This window comes from Oricola sp. (assembly GCF_022763245.1).
Classification (GTDB): Bacteria; Pseudomonadota; Alphaproteobacteria; order Rhizobiales; family Rhizobiaceae; genus Oricola.
Window position 1 is genome coordinate 99,143 of the sequence record NZ_JALEGV010000009.1, and the last position, 14,279, is coordinate 113,421.

Here is a 14,279-nt window from a genome sequence, read left to right on the forward strand (position 1 = left end):
GCGACCCGCACTGAGTTGGGAAATGAAACATGCTTGAAATCAAGAATCTGCACGCTCGCATCGCCGAAGACGGCACCGAGATCATCAAGGGCCTGGACCTGACCGTGAAGCCGGGCGAGGTGGCCGCGATCATGGGGCCGAACGGGTCGGGCAAGTCGACCCTGTCCTACATTCTCGCCGGGCGTGACGATTACGCGGTCACCGAGGGCGACATCCTCTACAATGGCGAGAGCATTCTCGAGATGGATCCGGCCGAGCGCGCCGCCGCCGGCATCTTCCTCGCCTTCCAGTATCCGATGGAAATCCCGGGCGTCGCCACCATGCAGTTCCTGAAGGTCGCGATGAACGAGCAGCGCAAGGCGCGCGGCGAGGCCGAACTGACGACGCCGGACTTCATCCGCCACGTGAAGGAAGCCGCCGGCGACCTCGAGATCTCGATGGAAATGCTGAAGCGTCCGCTCAATGTCGGCTTTTCCGGCGGCGAGAAGAAGCGTGCCGAAATCCTGCAGATGAAGCTCTTGCAGCCGAAGCTCTGCGTGCTCGACGAGACCGATTCCGGCCTCGACATCGACGCTCTGAAGATCGTCTCCGACGGCGTGAACTCGCTGCGTTCGCCGGATCGCGCGACGATCGTGATCACCCACTACCAGCGCCTGCTCGACTATATCGTGCCGGACACCGTCCACGTCCTGTCGAAGGGCCGCATCGTGAAGACGGGCGACAAGACGCTCGCCCACGAGTTGGAGGCGCATGGCTACGCCGACATCATCAACGCGGCGGCCTGAGCGGGCGGAAGGAGACGAGGGCATGACAGTCCAGTCGAAACTGCCGCTGACGGCGGCTGAAACGGCCTTGGTCGACCAGTTCGGCACGCGTGTCGGCTCGCTGCCGGGCAATGCCAATGTGGTGCAGATCCGCGATCGCGCCATCCAGGCGATCAAGGAGAACGGCCTGCCGACGCGCCGCGTCGAGGCCTGGCACTACACCGATCTGCGCCGTTTGCTGGCGGGCGTGCCTGCGGACGATCCCGCTGCGGACGCCGCGGACCTCGAGCCCGTCTTGTCGGATGCCGTGCGGTTCACCTTGAAGAACGGCCGCATCGCCGCGACCGGCCGGGTGGAGTCCGTCACCGTCCAGTCGATGGCGGACGCGCTTCGCGCCGACGTGTCGGGCGTGTCGCTCGCCGATCACGGGATCATCGACGCGACGGGCCTGATCAACGCCGCCTTCGTGACCGACGGTTTCGTGGTGCAGGTGGAAGACGGCGCCGAGCCGGCACATCCGGTCGAATTGCAGTCGCTGCATGACGGCGGGCAGGCGCATGTGCGCAATGTCGTGACGGTGGGCGAAGGGTCCAGGGCGACGTTCTTCGACCGCCAGGCCGGCAGCGACGCGGCCGTGCTCGACACGGCCGTCACCGAGCTGAAGTTGCGCAAGAACGCCGAAGCGACCTGGATCACCGTTCAGGAAACGGGCGAGGCGGCGACGCATCTGGCGCAGATGAACATCACGCTCGACGAGAACGCGAAGCTGACGCTGTTCGTCGTCAATCTGTCCGGCAAGATCGTGCGCCAGGAGATCAATGCCGACGTGCTGGGCGAGGGCGCCGACCTGACGTTCCGGGCGGTCAACCTGATCGGCGACGACGCCCATTGCGACATCACCCTGTCGCTCGGCCATCTCGTGCCGAACACGACCTCGACGGAGACCGTGCGCAATGTCGTGACCGGCAGGGCGCAGGGCGTGTTCCAGGGGCAGATCCGGGTCGACCAGATCGCCCAGAAGACCGATGCGCAGATGGCGTGCAACACGCTGCTGCTTTCCGACGACGCCGGCTTCTCCACCAAGCCGGAACTGGAGATCTTCGCCGATGACGTGGTCTGCGCGCATGGCGCGACGGTCGCGGAGATCGACCACAATCATCTGTTCTACCTGATGGCCCGCGGCATCTCCGAGAAGACGGCGCGCGGCCTTCTGATCAAGGCCTTCGTTGCCGAGATCGTCGAGGAACTGGCGGACGAGCGGCTGATCGAGGCGCTTGAAACCCGCATCGACCGCTGGCTGGAGGCGCATGGCTGACCATGGATGTCGCAAAGCCGGGATATGACGTCGAGGCGATCCGCGCCGATTTTCCGATCCTCGCGCGCGAGGTGCACGGCAAGCCGCTTGTCTATCTGGACAACGGCGCGTCGGCACAGAAACCGCGTCCGGTGATCGACGCGATCAAATTCGCCTATGAAAACGAATACGCCAACGTGCATCGCGGCCTGCATTTCCTCTCCAATGCGGCCACGGACGCCTATGAGCGCGCGCGCGAGAAGGTGCGGGCGTTTCTGAACGCGCCGTCGAGCGAGCAGATCGTCTTCACCAAGTCCGCGACCGAAGCGATCAACACGGTCGCCTATGGCTGGGGCATGCCGAATGTCGGCGAGGGCGACGAGATCGTCACCTCGATCATGGAGCACCACTCCAACATCGTGCCGTGGCACTTCATCCGCGAGCGCCAGGGCGCCAAGCTCGTCTTCGCGCCGGTCGACGACCAAGGTGTGTTCGATCTGGCCGCGTTCGAGGCGTGCCTGAACGAGCGCACGAAGCTGGTCGCGATCGCTCACATGTCGAACGTGCTCGGCACGGTCGTTCCGATCAAGGAGATCTGCCGCATCGCCCATGCGCGCGGCATCCCGGTTCTCGTCGACGGCAGCCAGGCCGCCGTGCACATGCCGGTCGACGTGCAGGACCTCGATTGCGACTGGTACGTCTTCACCGGCCACAAGGTCTACGGACCGACGGGCATCGGCGTGCTCTACGGCAAGAAGGAGCGGCTGGAGGCCATGCGGCCGTTCCAGGGGGGCGGCGAGATGATCGGCGAGGTGACGGTCGACGCGATCACCTACAACGAGCCGCCGCACCGTTTCGAGGCCGGCACGCCGCCGATCGTCCAGGCGATCGGGCTCGGCCATGCGCTGGACTACATGGAGACGATCGGCCGGGCGGCGATCGCCGCGCATGAGGCCGACCTGAAGGACTACGCGCATGAGCAGCTCGGGCGCATCAATTCACTGCGCATCCTCGGCAATGCGCCGGGCAAGGGAGCGATCGTCTCCTTCGAGATGGAAGGCATCCATGCCCATGACGTGTCGATGCTGATCGACCGCGCGGGCGTGGCCGTGCGCGCGGGCACGCATTGCGCGCAACCATTGCTGCAACGTTTCGGCGTGACCTCGACATGCAGGGCTTCCTTCGCCATGTATAACACCAGGGCCGAGATCGACACTCTGGCCGAAGCGCTCGAGAAGGCGCGATCCTTCTTCGGCTGACGGGAACCTGACTATGGACGAACAGCACAAGACGGACGAGCAGGCGGCGACGACGGCCGAGACCGAGGTCGTCCAAGAGGACGCCGCGCAGGCCTCCGCGCTGCCGCGTGAGGAACTGGCGCGCATGACCGACGACATCGTCGCGGCGCTCAAGACCGTCTACGACCCCGAAATCCCGGCCGACATCTACGAACTCGGCCTGATCTACAAGGTCGACATCGAGGACGACCGCTCGGTCAAGATCGACATGACGCTGACGGCGCCCGGTTGTCCGGTCGCCGGCGAGATGCCAGGCTGGGTCGAGAACGCCGTTCGCACGGTCGAGGGCGTGATGGATGTCGAGGTCGCGATGGTGTTCGACCCGCCCTGGACGCCGGATCGCATGTCGGAAGAAGCGCAGGTCGCTGTCGGCTGGTACTGACGCCGCCGCGATCGGCTTGTGAGAGGGAGAGGCCGATGTTTCGCCTGACCATCCACAACCCGGACAATGACGCCCATTTCATGCGGGTGAAGCCCGTGAAGGCGACGGTGCGCGTGCGTCGCGACGGCGTGCTTCTGGCCGAGACGCGCGCGGCGCTGCGCGTGCTGGAGACCGGGCGCGACGTCTACGACCCCGTCATCTACATTCCCGCGACCGACCTGACGGCGCAGTTGCAGACGGTCGAGGGCAAATCGACCCATTGTCCGCTGAAGGGCGACGCGTCCTATCTCACGCTCGACGGCACGGAGATTGCATGGATCTACGACCGGCCGCTTCCCTTCGCGGATCTGATCGCAGGCCATGTCGCCTTTTACCGCGAGAAGGTCGCGATCGAGGAGATCGGCCCGGATGCGTAGTTTCGACGAGATCTTCGCGATCGCCGCCGAGCGGAAGGGCGGCCGCGACCAGCTCGAGGCGCTGCTGGAACCGCCGTCGGGCGAGACCGACCTCGCCGCGATCCCGGATGACCGCTGGCTGTCATGCGCGACCAAATGCATCTTCAACGCCGGCTTCAACTGGAAGGTGGTCGAGGCGATGTGGCCCGGCTTTGAGGAGGTGTTTCACGGCTTCGACATCGGCTGGTGCTCGATGCTCAATGACGAGGAGATCGCCGGGCTTGCCTCCGACACGCGCATCGTGCGCCACGGCGGGAAGATCCGGGCGGTGCAGGAGAACGCTGTCTTCCTGCGCGATCTGGCGGCCGAGCACGGCAGCGCCGCGCGGTTCTTCGCCGACTGGCCGGTCTCGGACCAGGCCGGGCTGCTCGAACTTCTGAAGAAGCGCGGCTCGCGCCTCGGCGGCAATACCGGGCAGTATTTCCTGCGTTTCATGGGCAAGGACAGCTACGTGCTGTCGCGCGACGTGATCGCGAGGCTCGTCGCCGAAGGCGTGGTCGACAAGGCCCCGACGTCGCGCGGGGCGATGGCCAAGGTTCAGGCGGCCTTCAACACATGGCAGGAGCAATCCGGGCGTTCGGTGAAGGAGATCAGCCGGACGCTTGCGATGAGCGTCGGCTAGGCGGGACAATGAACGACAATCCGGTTATTCGCGAGGCGGTGGAAGCCGACCTTCCTGCGCTCGCGGCGATCTATTCCGGCGACGACAAGGGCGGCCACGGCGACACGACCGATCCGGCGGCGTTGCCCCACTATCGGGCTGCCTTTCGTCGCATCGAAGCCAATCCGGGGATCCGGTTGCTGGTGGTGGAAAAGGAGGGCGAGGTGGTCGGCACGGCGCAGGTCGTCCTCGTGCCGGCACTGACGGGCAGAGGAGCGTCTCGCATGATCGTCGAGGCGGTTCACGTTCGTGCCGACATGCGCGGCATGCGGCTCGGCGAGGCGCTGATGCGCCATTGCGTCGAACTCGGGCGCGAGGCCGGCGTCCGGCTGGTCGAACTGACCTCAAACGCCCGGCGCACCGACGCGCATCGCTTCTACGAGCGGCTCGGTTTCAAGCAGTCGCATCTGGGTTTCAAGATGACCCTGTATTGACGGTGCGCGGGCGGCTGCACCCTTGCAATCGCCTTGTTGCAACGCCATAAGCGGAGTCGAGAGACATGCGCCGGACGTGGATGCGATGAAAGACTTCCTGATACAGTTCTTCACCTGGTGGAACGGCCAGACCATGGGCACCCGTTTCCATACGTGGCGCAATGGCGAACGGGTCGGCGAGGACGAGTTCGGCAATGTCTATTACCAGGGCGGCAAGGACGCCGAGGGGCGCACGCGCCGCTGGGTGATCTACAACGGCTATGCCGAGGCGACGAGCATTCCGGCCGGCTGGCACGGCTGGATGCATCACCGCGTCGACACGCCGCCTTCCAAGGAAGAGTACACGCCGCGCGAATGGCAGAAGGCGCACCGCCCGAACATGACGGGCACGCCGGGCGCCTACCGTCCGCACGGCTCGATGTTCACGCCGGAGAACCGGCCTGTCGTGACCGGCGACTACGACGCCTGGACGCCCGGCGAATAGGCTGGAAAACCAGCGCCTCAGGTCGCAATTCCACCGCGCTTCTGCCACAACCGGGCGTTAGTGAGTCGCATGACTCGCCAAACGGGAACCGAAACGGGATTCATGATGCGTGCATTCTGGACGAAACCGGCGGCGATCGCGGCTCTTGCGATCGCCATGATGGCCGCCCCGGCATGGGCGGAGCGCTCGGCCAATCCCGTCGCCCAATTCTCCGGCATCGACAAGATCACCGGCCGCATCATCACCTTCGACGTCTATATCGACGAGACGGTGCAGTTCGGCGCCCTGCAGGTGACCCCGCGCGTCTGCTACTCGCGTTCGGACAACGAGGCGCCGGGATCGACGGCCTTCGTCGAGGTCGACGAGATCACGCTCGACCGCAAGATTCGCCGCATCTTCACGGGCTGGATGTATGCCGACAGCCCGGGCCTGAACGCCGTCGAGCACGCCGTCTACGACGTGTGGCTGAAGGGCTGCAAGGTCGAGTCCGACGTTCCGCCGCCTGACCGTTCGTCCTGATCAGTCGAAGACCGCTTCGCCGGTGATAGCCTCGGCCAGCATCGCTTCGTAGTCTTCCTGCGGCACGTCGATTGCGCCGAAGCGCTTCAGGTGCCCCGTCGTAAACTGCGTGTCGAGCAGCACGAAGCCGCGTTCGCGCAGGCGTTCGACCAGGTGCACCAGGCAGATCTTGGAGGCGTCGGTCTTGCGCGAGAACATGCTCTCGCCGAAGAAGGCCCTCCCCAGAGACACGCCGTAGAGACCGCCGACGAGCTGGTCGTCCTCCCAGGCTTCCACCGAATGGGCGTGGCCCATGGCGTGCAGCTGCACGTAGAGTTCGCGGATCGTCCGGTTGATCCAGGTGCGCTCGCGATCCGGCGTCGCCTCCGCGCAGGCCATGATCACGGCGCGGAAGGCGGTGTTGAAGCGGATGTCGAAGGGCGCCTGGCGAACCTTCTTGGCGAGGCTGCGCGGCACGTGGAAAGCGTCCAGCGGAATGACGCCGCGCATTTCGGGCTGCACCCAGAAGACGTTCGGATCGTCGGCATCGTCCGCCATGGGAAAGATGCCGGCCGCATAGGCGCGCAGCAGGATTTGCGGCGTCAGCCCATGCTTGCCGCGGCGGTCGTCGTCGCCACGCGTCATGGGGCCGACACCCTAATGGCCGGTCGAGGCCGCCAGATGCTTCTCGAGCCAGTGGATATCGTAGTCTCCATTGGCGATGTCCTGATTTTGCACCAGTTCCTGGAACAGCGGCAGGGTCGAGTTGATGCCGTCGACCACGAATTCGTCAAGGCAGCGGCGCAGCCGCATCATGCATTCGACGCGGTTGCGTCCGTGCACGATCAGCTTGCCGATCAGGCTGTCGTAATAGGGCGGGATCTTGTAGCCCGCATAGACGCCGGAATCGACGCGCACGCCCAGGCCGCCCGGCGTGTGATAGTGGGTGATCGTGCCGGGAGAGGGCACGAAGGTGCGGGCGTCCTCGGCATTGATGCGGCATTCGATGGCGTGGCCCTCGAAGGTGATCTCGCTTTGATGCACGGACAGGCCTGCGCCGGAGGCGACGCGCAGCTGCTCGTGAACGAGGTCGATGCCGGTGATTGCCTCGGTGACCGGATGCTCCACCTGCAGGCGGGTGTTCATCTCGATGAAATAGAACTCGCCGTTCTCGTAGAGGAACTCGACCGTCCCGGCGCCGCGATAGCCCATCTCGGCGACCGCGTTGGCGCAGATCTCGCCGATTTCCTTGCGCTGCTTGGCGTTGAGCGCGGGGGAATTCGCCTCTTCCCAGACCTTCTGGTGGCGGCGCTGCAACGAGCAGTCGCGCTCGCCCAGATGGACGCCGGCACCCTTGCCGTCGCCGACGACCTGGACCTCGATGTGGCGTGGCTGGCCGAGGAATTTCTCGATATAGACGGCGTCGTTGCCGAAGGCCGCGCCGGCTTCCGAGCGGGCGGTGTGCAGGGCGACGACCAGTTCCGATTCGGAGCGTGCCACCTTCATGCCGCGTCCGCCGCCGCCGGCAGTCGCCTTGATGATGACCGGATAGCCGATCTCGGCGGCAACGCGCCGGGCCTCGGTCTCGTCGCTGACGCCGCCTTCGGAGCCGGGCACCACCGGAATGCCGAGCTTGGCGGCGGTGCGCTTGGCCTCGATCTTGTCGCCCATCACGGAGATGTGCTGGGCGGTCGGACCGATGAAGGTGATGTTGTGGGCTTCCAGGATCTCGGCGAAGCGGGCGTTTTCCGACAGGAAGCCGTAGCCCGGATGCACCGCGTCGGCGCCGGTGATTTCGCAGGCGGCGACGATCTGGTGGATGTTGAGATAGCTGTCGCGCGAGGGCGGCGGGCCGATGCAGACGCTTTCGTCGGCGAGGCGGACATGCATGGCCGATTCATCGGCGGTCGAATGGACCGCCACGGTCGCGATGCCGAGTTCCTTGCAGGCGCGCAGCACGCGCAAGGCGATTTCCCCGCGATTGGCGATGAGAACCTTGTTGAACATGTCCGGTCCCGACTGACTTACGCGATGACGACGAGCGGCTGGCCGAATTCCACCGGCTGGGAGTCGACCACGAGGATTTCCGTCACCGTGCCGGAGCGCGGGGCGGGAATCTGGTTCATCGTCTTCATCGCCTCGATGATCACCAGCGTGTCGCCTTCCTTCACCGTCTTGCCGACCTCGATGAACGCCTCGGCGCCGGGTGCCGGCGCGAGATAGGCGGTGCCGACCATGGGCGAGGGCACTTCATGGCCGCTGCGTTTGGGGGCGGCATCGGCCGCGGCGGTTGCCTCTGCAGGCGCGAGCGGCGCGGAAGGCGCAGCCGGGGCCATGGGGGCCGGAACGACCGCATGGGCGGGCGCGGCGTAGAGTTCGCGCGAGACCCTGATGCGCAGGTCACCCTGCTCGATTTCGATCTCGGTGAGATCGGTTTCCGTCAGAATGGAGGCGAGTTCCTTCACCAGCCCCGTGTTCATCGCCGGCTTGCGTTCACCCATGTCGTTTCCAACCCTGTGAGTCTGTCATTGTTCTTTCATATGATTGGCCAGCGCTTGGATCGCAAGCAGATAGCCTTGCGTTCCCAGGCCGCAAATCATCCCTTTTGCCACGGCGGTGACGTAGGAATGATGGCGAAACCGCTCGCGGGCATGAATGTTGGAGATGTGCACCTCCACGACCAGCGTGCTGGCGCCCGCGATGGCGTCGCGCAGTGCGATCGAGGTGTGCGAATAGGCGCCGGGATTGAACACGACGCCGACGCCCTCGCGACCGGCTTGCTGCAGCTTGTCGACCAGTTCGCCCTCGTGGTTCGACTGGAAGGTCGCGACCTCAAGGCCGAGCTCGGCGCCGAAGCGTTCGCACTCGGCATTCACATCGTCCAATGTCTGGGCACCGTAAACCGCCGGCTCGCGCAAGCCAAGCAGGTTGAGGTTGGGGCCGTTGAGGATGAGGATGCGATCGGTCATTGCGTGCTTCGCCGCTGCTTCGCTTTGTCGCGTGTTGTTCTTGGCGCTTCGGTAGAGGCTGCGGCGGTCGCGGGCAAGGGGCGAGGACGGAAATTCCCCGTCCGCCCCGCTGTCCGCACATGATTTTTGCCGGTTTTGCCCGCAGTTAGGCTGGCCGGACGGTCAGCAGACGGTGGAACCGCACTCGCGCACATTCGCGACCTTCTGCGACAGGACGCTCTCGCCCAGCGCGCCGGAGACGACTTCGTCGCCGATCACATAGGCCGGCGTGCCGGTGATGCCGAGTTCGTTGGCGAGCGCATAGGTGGCGCGCACGCGTTCCGCGATGCTCGGGTCGCCCATCTGGGTGCGCAGTTCGGCCTCGTCGGCGCCGAGATCGGTGGCGATGCGGATGGCCGACTCCTCGCCGGCGCGGCCGTCGAAGCCGAGCAGGCGCAGGTGGAACTCGGGATAGGCTTCCGGCTTCAGATCGAAGAACGCCAGCGCGACGCGGTGCGCGGCTTCCGAATCGGGGCCGAGGATCGGGAATTCCTTGAGGACGAATTTCAGTTCCGTGTCGTCCTCCATCATGGAGATCATGTCGCTCATGGCGCGCTTGCAGAAGCCGCAATTGTAATCGAAGAACTCGACCACGGTGACGGAGCCCTTGGGATTGCCGAGGACCGGGTCGGCGAGGCTCTCGAAGATGTTGGCCTTCTGCGACTCGATCGCCTCGGCCTGCTGCTCGCGCTGGGCGCTCTGCTGCTTTTCCTGCAGGGCGTCCTGGACGTCGAGCATGAATTCCGGGTTTTCGAGCAGGTATTCGCGCATCGTCGTGATGATGAAATCCTTGTCGCCGGCGGACGCCGTTTCGACCGCGGGCGCCTGCGTTTCGACTGCCGGCGTTTCAGCGACTTCGACTTCGGCCGCGTTCGTCGCGATCGGCGACGGCTGGCCGGCGAAATAGGTGGCAAAGCCCAGCCCGCCGACGAAGGCGATGGCGACGGGGGCTACGAGTTTCCAATCCAGGCTGGGCATGCAGTTTCCTCTCAGGCAGTGCGGGCCGGTCTAGCGGCCTCGTTTAGGCGGTTTGAAGCGTTGAATGTCATCGGCGCGCAGCCATTGCGGCGACCGGGGCGGGAAGCGGCGCTTGGCGCGCGCGGCGAACACCGCGGCCTCCTTGTAGAGGCCGGAATGGAAATGCTGCTCTGCGGTCGCCAGATCGGCCTCGCCGACCTCGCCGAGACGGCCATAGGCCATGGCGAGATAGCGGTAGCCCTGCGGATTGACCGGGTCGAGCGACAGGGCGACCTCCAGCTCGCCGACGGCGCGGCGCAGGCTCTGCGGATCGCCCTGCAGCACCAGCGCGTGGCCGAGTTCGCTCTGGATCAGGCTGGAACCTTGCTTGTCGAGGCGCGCGGCCTTGGAGAACGCGTCCGCCGCGGCACGGGCATCGCCGGCCTTGAGCTGGATCTCCCCCTTCATCTCGTGGAGATAGGGGTTGGAGGGATCGCCGGCAATGAGCTTGTCGATCATCGGGAGGGCTTCGCGGGGCGAGCCGTAGAGGAACTTGGCGATGGCGCGCGCATATTGCGCGGCCTTCTTGCTTTTGGTCGACTGCGCGAAGCTTTCGGCGGCGCCCGGGCCGCTGACATAGGCGATGATCTTGGCGCGCGCCATCTCGTGACGCTCCTGCAAGGCGGCCGGATCGGTCTTGTTGAAGAAGCGGCTCTTGCGCGCGGTGTCCTGCAGCGCGGAAATGCGTTCCCGGGGCAGGGGATGGCTGACCTTGTAGGGATTGATGCGGTCGCTGACGAGCGACAGGTCGCGCTGCAGCCTTTCGAAGGTGACGAGCATGCCCTTGGGCGACTGGCCGGTCTTTTCCAGGTAGCCGATCGCGGCACGGTCGGCGGTCAGTTCCTCGCTGCGCTGATAGGTGAGGAGGCCGCGGCGGGCCGCTTCCGCGCCGCCCATCGCCAGGCCGCCGCCCGCGCTGACACCGGCGCTGTTGCCGGCCGATCCGGCGGCGACGGCCGCCGTCGCGCCGAGGATCGCGCTGACCGTCGCGATGGTCTGCGCGCGATCGAGCTGCTGGCGCAAGCGGTCCTGGTGACCGCCCGCCAGATGGCCGATCTCATGGGCGAGGACGCCGATCACCTCGTTGGGCGTTTCCGACCGGACGATGGTGCCGGTGTGGATGAAGATCTTGGTGCCGGAGACGAAAGCGTTGAAGGCGGACGAGTTGACCAGGATGATGTCGGTCCGATCGGCGCGCAGCCCCGCTGCCTTGTAGAGGGGGCGCGCATAATCGACGAGCAGCTCCTCGATCTCGGCATCGCGCACGATCGGCGGGCGGGATTGCGCACGCGCCGGCATCGCCGTCGCGATTGCGAACGCCACCAGCGCAAACGATGTCGCGATTTTTCGCACCAATTGGCAAATCTCCGTCGACTGTGCTTTTAGAGTGCTTCCCTTGCGGTTGGCTATTGCGAATTGACCGCCAATCATAGCGAAAACAAGGCTCGTACACCGGATCGTGATGCGGGTGGATTTCGGGAGCATTGCTCGATGACCAGATTGTCCGCGCGCGGCGCGGTTGAGCCGTTCTATGCCATGGATGTGCTGCGCGAGGCGAATGCGCTGGCAAGCGCGGGGCATGACGTATTGTCGCTGGCGGTCGGGCAGCCTTCCCATTCCGCTCCGCAAGGGGTGCTGGACGCCGCCGCGACGGCGCTGCGCGAGGCGAAGCTCGGCTATTCCGACGCGCTGGGGCGGATGCAGACGCGAAAGGCGATCGCGGCGCATTATGCCGACCGCTACGGGATCGAGGTTCCGGTGGAGCGGATCGCGGTGACGACCGGATCGTCGGCGGGCTTCTCGCTCGCCTTCCTGGCTGTGAGCGATCCGGGCGGCCGCGTCGCGATCACCGCGCCGGGCTATCCGGCCTATCGCAACATCATCAAGGCGCTGTCGCTGGAGGCGGTCGAGATCGAGACCGATCCGGCCGAAAACCACATGCTGACGGTGGCCGCCGTGGAGGCGGCGCATCGCGCAAAGCCTCTCGACATCCTCCTGATCGCGAGCCCGGCCAACCCGACCGGTGCGGTGACGGATCGCGAGCACATGGCCGCGTTGATGGATTTCTGCCGAGACGAGGGCATCGCCTTCATCTCCGACGAGATCTATCACGGGCTGCGCTACACCGGCGACGACCGCACGGCCTTGGCGCATTCCGACGACGTGATCGTCATCAACTCCTTCTCCAAATATTACTGCATGACCGGCTGGCGGATCGGCTGGATGGTGTTGCCGGAGGACATGGTGCGGCCCGTCGAGCGGCTGGCGCAGAGCCTCTACATTTCCGCGCCCGACCTGTCGCAGATCGCCGCGCCGGCCGCCTTCGGCTGCACGGACGAACTCGAGGCGATCAAGGACGGCTACCGGGCCAATCGCGCCCTGCTGGTGGAGCGCCTGCCGAAGCTCGGCATTTCATTTGCCGCGCCGCCGGACGGGGCGTTCTACGCCTGGTGCGACGTGAGCGCTCATACCAATGATTCGATGGAGTTCGCGCGGCGCATGCTCTCGGAGATCCATGTCGCCGCCGCGCCCGGCCTGGACTTCGACCCTGAGAACGGTCCGCGCTTCATGCGCTTTTCCTATGCCGGCTCCACCGACACCATCGCCCGGTCGCTCGACCGGATGGAAGGCTGGCTGACGAAGTAGGGCTCTCAGGCGCCCGGCGCATCGGCCGCCAATTCGGCGATCTTGCGCACCGATCCGATGTTGCGAGCGGTCATGTCTGCCTTGACGAACTGGCCGAGCTTCTGGGCGAGGGGGGAGCGGCCCGCGCCGTGCGGCAGATAGAGATAGAGCACCTCGCCGACCAAGGCGCAGTCCTCTCCCGGCTGGGCGATCTCGCGCAGCCCGTCGAGATCGGCTTTCTTCGGCGGCCCGTCGAGGAAATGCAGGTGCACGGCCTTGGGTTCGTCGGCGGGAAAGGGATTTGCGTCGAGTGCCGCCTGCAGTTCCTGCGGCGAGAGCACGAAGGTCGAGGGCCGGAAGCCGAACTCGCCCTCGATCAGCCCGGAGACCGTTGCTGCGACCGACCCGCGATCCTTCGACGGCGCGACAAAGACGCAATTGCCGCTCTGGATGTAGGTTCGGACGTCGGAAAATCCCGCGCCCTCAAGGAGTTCGCGCAGTCTCTTCATCGGCACGATGTGCTTGCCGCCGACATTGATGCCGCGCAGAAGCGCGATCCAGACCGTCATCGCGTCCCTCCCTGCAAGAAAAAGGCGGGATCGACCCGCCTTTTTCCCTTTGCTTAGAAGAAGCCCTTGCGCGACCACCAACCGGTTCGCTTCGGCTTCGCTTCCGCCTCGGCGGTCTCGCCCTCGGAGGTCACCACGGGCTCGGCGTCGAGATTGAGCGTGTCGGCGGTCGCGCGCCGACGTGCCGGCCGCTCTTCCTCCACCTCTTCTTCAGGCGCTTCTTCCGCGTTGTCGTTTGCGACAGCGACATCGTCCTGCGCTGCCTCGGGCTCGGCCTCGACGGCGGCCTCAGGCTCGACCTGCGCTGCCTCGGGCGCTGCTTCGGGTTCCGCTTCCGGCGTTTCCACGGCTGCGGCGGGTTCCTGCTCGGTCGCGAAGGCGACGGGCTCGGCGTCCGCCTTGTCCGTCTCGGCCTCTTCGGCTTCCTTCGCCAGTCGTGCCGCCTGGGCCTCTGCCGCAATCAGTTCGGCCAGCGGGCCGACGGGCTCGGCGTCGGGCAGGCGGAACGGACGACGGTCGCGACCGCCGCGCCGGCCGCGCGACCGGCGGCGCTTGCCCTTCTTGCCGCGATCGCCGTCGGAATCGTCATCGCCGTCATCGGATGCCTGGGCTTCGTCCTGGCCCTCGCCCTCGCCATCCTCGCGGTCCCGGCGCCGCCGGCGCCGGCGGCGCTTGTTGCGACCGCCGTCCTGATCGGTTTCGTCCTCGTCGGCGGAGCTCGGGACGGTCTCTTCTTCCTCCGCCGGTTCCACGGGAACCTCGAAGTCGTCGGACATGTCGCCGTAAACCG

At 65.8% G+C, this 14,279-nt stretch carries 17 protein-coding genes and 1 pseudogene; 10 read left to right on the top strand and 8 right to left on the bottom strand.

Annotated features, from left to right (window positions below):
- Positions 1-29: 29 nt before the first annotated feature.
- The 9 genes from sufC (at position 30) to MRY80_RS02770 (ending at position 6,291) form a co-directional block, all read left to right on the top strand.
- Positions 30-785, top strand: a complete 756-nt coding sequence (gene sufC / locus MRY80_RS02730) for a Fe-S cluster assembly ATPase SufC (protein ID WP_293287707.1) — start codon at positions 30-32, stop codon at positions 783-785.
- Between the two features lie 22 nt (positions 786-807).
- Positions 808-2,079 carry a Fe-S cluster assembly protein SufD gene (gene sufD, locus MRY80_RS02735; protein WP_293287709.1) on the top strand — a complete coding sequence of 424 codons (1,272 nt, stop codon included), beginning with the start codon at positions 808-810 and terminating at the stop codon, positions 2,077-2,079.
- A 2-nt stretch (positions 2,080-2,081) separates the two neighbouring features.
- Positions 2,082-3,317, top strand: a complete 1,236-nt coding sequence (locus MRY80_RS02740) for a cysteine desulfurase (protein WP_293287712.1) — start codon at positions 2,082-2,084, stop codon at positions 3,315-3,317.
- A gap of 13 nt (positions 3,318-3,330) precedes the next feature.
- Complete coding sequence (locus tag MRY80_RS02745; protein ID WP_293287714.1) at positions 3,331-3,738, top strand: SUF system Fe-S cluster assembly protein; 408 nt, start codon at positions 3,331-3,333, stop codon at positions 3,736-3,738.
- 35 nt (positions 3,739-3,773) lie between these two features.
- Positions 3,774-4,154: a DUF427 domain-containing protein gene (locus MRY80_RS02750; RefSeq protein ID WP_293287716.1), complete on the top strand. Its 381-nt coding sequence runs from the start codon at positions 3,774-3,776 to the stop codon at positions 4,152-4,154.
- Positions 4,147-4,815 carry a DNA-3-methyladenine glycosylase I gene (locus MRY80_RS02755; RefSeq protein ID WP_293287719.1) on the top strand — a complete coding sequence of 223 codons (669 nt, stop codon included), beginning with the start codon at positions 4,147-4,149 and terminating at the stop codon, positions 4,813-4,815. The genes MRY80_RS02750 and MRY80_RS02755 overlap by 8 nt, the downstream gene beginning before the upstream one ends.
- Positions 4,816-4,823: 8 nt before the next feature.
- Entirely contained in the window at positions 4,824-5,288 is a 465-nt protein-coding gene (locus tag MRY80_RS02760; protein ID WP_293287721.1) for a GNAT family N-acetyltransferase, read from the top strand.
- Between the two features lie 85 nt (positions 5,289-5,373).
- A complete protein-coding gene (locus MRY80_RS02765) occupies positions 5,374-5,772 on the top strand; it encodes an NADH:ubiquinone oxidoreductase subunit NDUFA12 (protein WP_293287723.1) in 399 nt (132 codons plus the stop codon).
- Positions 5,773-5,841: 69 nt separating this feature from the next.
- Positions 5,842-6,291 (top strand): DUF2155 domain-containing protein, encoded by a 450-nt coding sequence (locus MRY80_RS02770; RefSeq protein ID WP_293287727.1) that lies wholly within the window; start codon positions 5,842-5,844, stop codon positions 6,289-6,291.
- On the opposite strand, the gene aat is transcribed toward MRY80_RS02770, so the two are convergent.
- From aat to MRY80_RS02800, 6 genes are all read right to left on the bottom strand, one after another.
- Entirely contained in the window at positions 6,292-6,915 is a 624-nt protein-coding gene (gene aat / locus MRY80_RS02775; RefSeq protein ID WP_293287729.1) for a leucyl/phenylalanyl-tRNA--protein transferase, read from the bottom strand.
- A 12-nt stretch (positions 6,916-6,927) separates the two neighbouring features.
- Entirely contained in the window at positions 6,928-8,277 is a 1,350-nt protein-coding gene (gene accC / locus MRY80_RS02780) for an acetyl-CoA carboxylase biotin carboxylase subunit (protein WP_293287731.1), read from the bottom strand.
- A 17-nt stretch (positions 8,278-8,294) separates the two neighbouring features.
- Positions 8,295-8,771 carry an acetyl-CoA carboxylase biotin carboxyl carrier protein gene (gene accB / locus MRY80_RS02785; protein WP_293287733.1) on the bottom strand — a complete coding sequence of 159 codons (477 nt, stop codon included), beginning with the start codon at positions 8,769-8,771 and terminating at the stop codon, positions 8,295-8,297.
- Positions 8,772-8,795: 24 nt separating this feature from the next.
- On the bottom strand, positions 8,796-9,239 hold the full coding sequence (gene aroQ / locus MRY80_RS02790; RefSeq protein ID WP_293287736.1) for a type II 3-dehydroquinate dehydratase: 444 nt from the start codon (positions 9,237-9,239) through the stop codon (positions 8,796-8,798).
- 162 nt (positions 9,240-9,401) lie between these two features.
- Entirely contained in the window at positions 9,402-10,256 is an 855-nt protein-coding gene (locus tag MRY80_RS02795; RefSeq protein WP_293287738.1) for a DsbA family protein, read from the bottom strand.
- Between the two features lie 30 nt (positions 10,257-10,286).
- Positions 10,287-11,648 carry a M48 family metalloprotease gene (locus tag MRY80_RS02800; protein ID WP_293287753.1) on the bottom strand — a complete coding sequence of 454 codons (1,362 nt, stop codon included), beginning with the start codon at positions 11,646-11,648 and terminating at the stop codon, positions 10,287-10,289.
- 138 nt (positions 11,649-11,786) lie between these two features.
- Between MRY80_RS02800 and MRY80_RS02805 the strand changes: the two genes are divergently transcribed.
- Positions 11,787-12,941 (top strand): aminotransferase class I/II-fold pyridoxal phosphate-dependent enzyme, encoded by a 1,155-nt coding sequence (locus tag MRY80_RS02805; RefSeq protein WP_293287741.1) that lies wholly within the window; start codon positions 11,787-11,789, stop codon positions 12,939-12,941.
- A 5-nt stretch (positions 12,942-12,946) separates the two neighbouring features.
- On the opposite strand, the gene MRY80_RS02810 is transcribed toward MRY80_RS02805, so the two are convergent.
- Entirely contained in the window at positions 12,947-13,489 is a 543-nt protein-coding gene (locus tag MRY80_RS02810) for a DUF1697 domain-containing protein (protein WP_293287743.1), read from the bottom strand.
- Positions 13,490-13,542: 53 nt separating this feature from the next.
- Positions 13,543-14,279 (bottom strand): annotated as a pseudogene (locus MRY80_RS02815) (hypothetical protein); the annotation flags it as partial.

Excerpts from the sequence above, each read along its gene's own strand:
- MRY80_RS02760 (WP_293287721.1), top strand. The coding sequence starts at position 4,824 with ATGAACGACAATCCGGTTATTCGCGAGGCGGTGGAAGCCGACCTTCCT.
- MRY80_RS02765 (WP_293287723.1), top strand. The coding sequence starts at position 5,374 with ATGAAAGACTTCCTGATACAGTTCTTCACCTGGTGGAACGGCCAGACC.
- MRY80_RS02750 (WP_293287716.1), top strand. The coding sequence starts at position 3,774 with ATGTTTCGCCTGACCATCCACAACCCGGACAATGACGCCCATTTCATG.
- MRY80_RS02740 (WP_293287712.1), top strand. The coding sequence starts at position 2,082 with ATGGATGTCGCAAAGCCGGGATATGACGTCGAGGCGATCCGCGCCGAT.
- aroQ (WP_293287736.1), bottom strand. The coding sequence starts at position 9,239 with ATGACCGATCGCATCCTCATCCTCAACGGCCCCAACCTCAACCTGCTT.
- accB (WP_293287733.1), bottom strand. The coding sequence starts at position 8,771 with ATGGGTGAACGCAAGCCGGCGATGAACACGGGGCTGGTGAAGGAACTC.
- MRY80_RS02770 (WP_293287727.1), top strand. The coding sequence starts at position 5,842 with ATGACTCGCCAAACGGGAACCGAAACGGGATTCATGATGCGTGCATTC.
- MRY80_RS02755 (WP_293287719.1), top strand. The coding sequence starts at position 4,147 with ATGCGTAGTTTCGACGAGATCTTCGCGATCGCCGCCGAGCGGAAGGGC.
- accC (WP_293287731.1), bottom strand. The coding sequence starts at position 8,277 with ATGTTCAACAAGGTTCTCATCGCCAATCGCGGGGAAATCGCCTTGCGC.
- MRY80_RS02805 (WP_293287741.1), top strand. The coding sequence starts at position 11,787 with ATGACCAGATTGTCCGCGCGCGGCGCGGTTGAGCCGTTCTATGCCATG.
- MRY80_RS02810 (WP_293287743.1), bottom strand. The coding sequence starts at position 13,489 with ATGACGGTCTGGATCGCGCTTCTGCGCGGCATCAATGTCGGCGGCAAG.
- sufD (WP_293287709.1), top strand. The coding sequence starts at position 808 with ATGACAGTCCAGTCGAAACTGCCGCTGACGGCGGCTGAAACGGCCTTG.
- MRY80_RS02795 (WP_293287738.1), bottom strand. The coding sequence starts at position 10,256 with ATGCCCAGCCTGGATTGGAAACTCGTAGCCCCCGTCGCCATCGCCTTC.
- sufC (WP_293287707.1), top strand. The coding sequence starts at position 30 with ATGCTTGAAATCAAGAATCTGCACGCTCGCATCGCCGAAGACGGCACC.
- aat (WP_293287729.1), bottom strand. The coding sequence starts at position 6,915 with ATGACGCGTGGCGACGACGACCGCCGCGGCAAGCATGGGCTGACGCCG.
- MRY80_RS02745 (WP_293287714.1), top strand. The coding sequence starts at position 3,331 with ATGGACGAACAGCACAAGACGGACGAGCAGGCGGCGACGACGGCCGAG.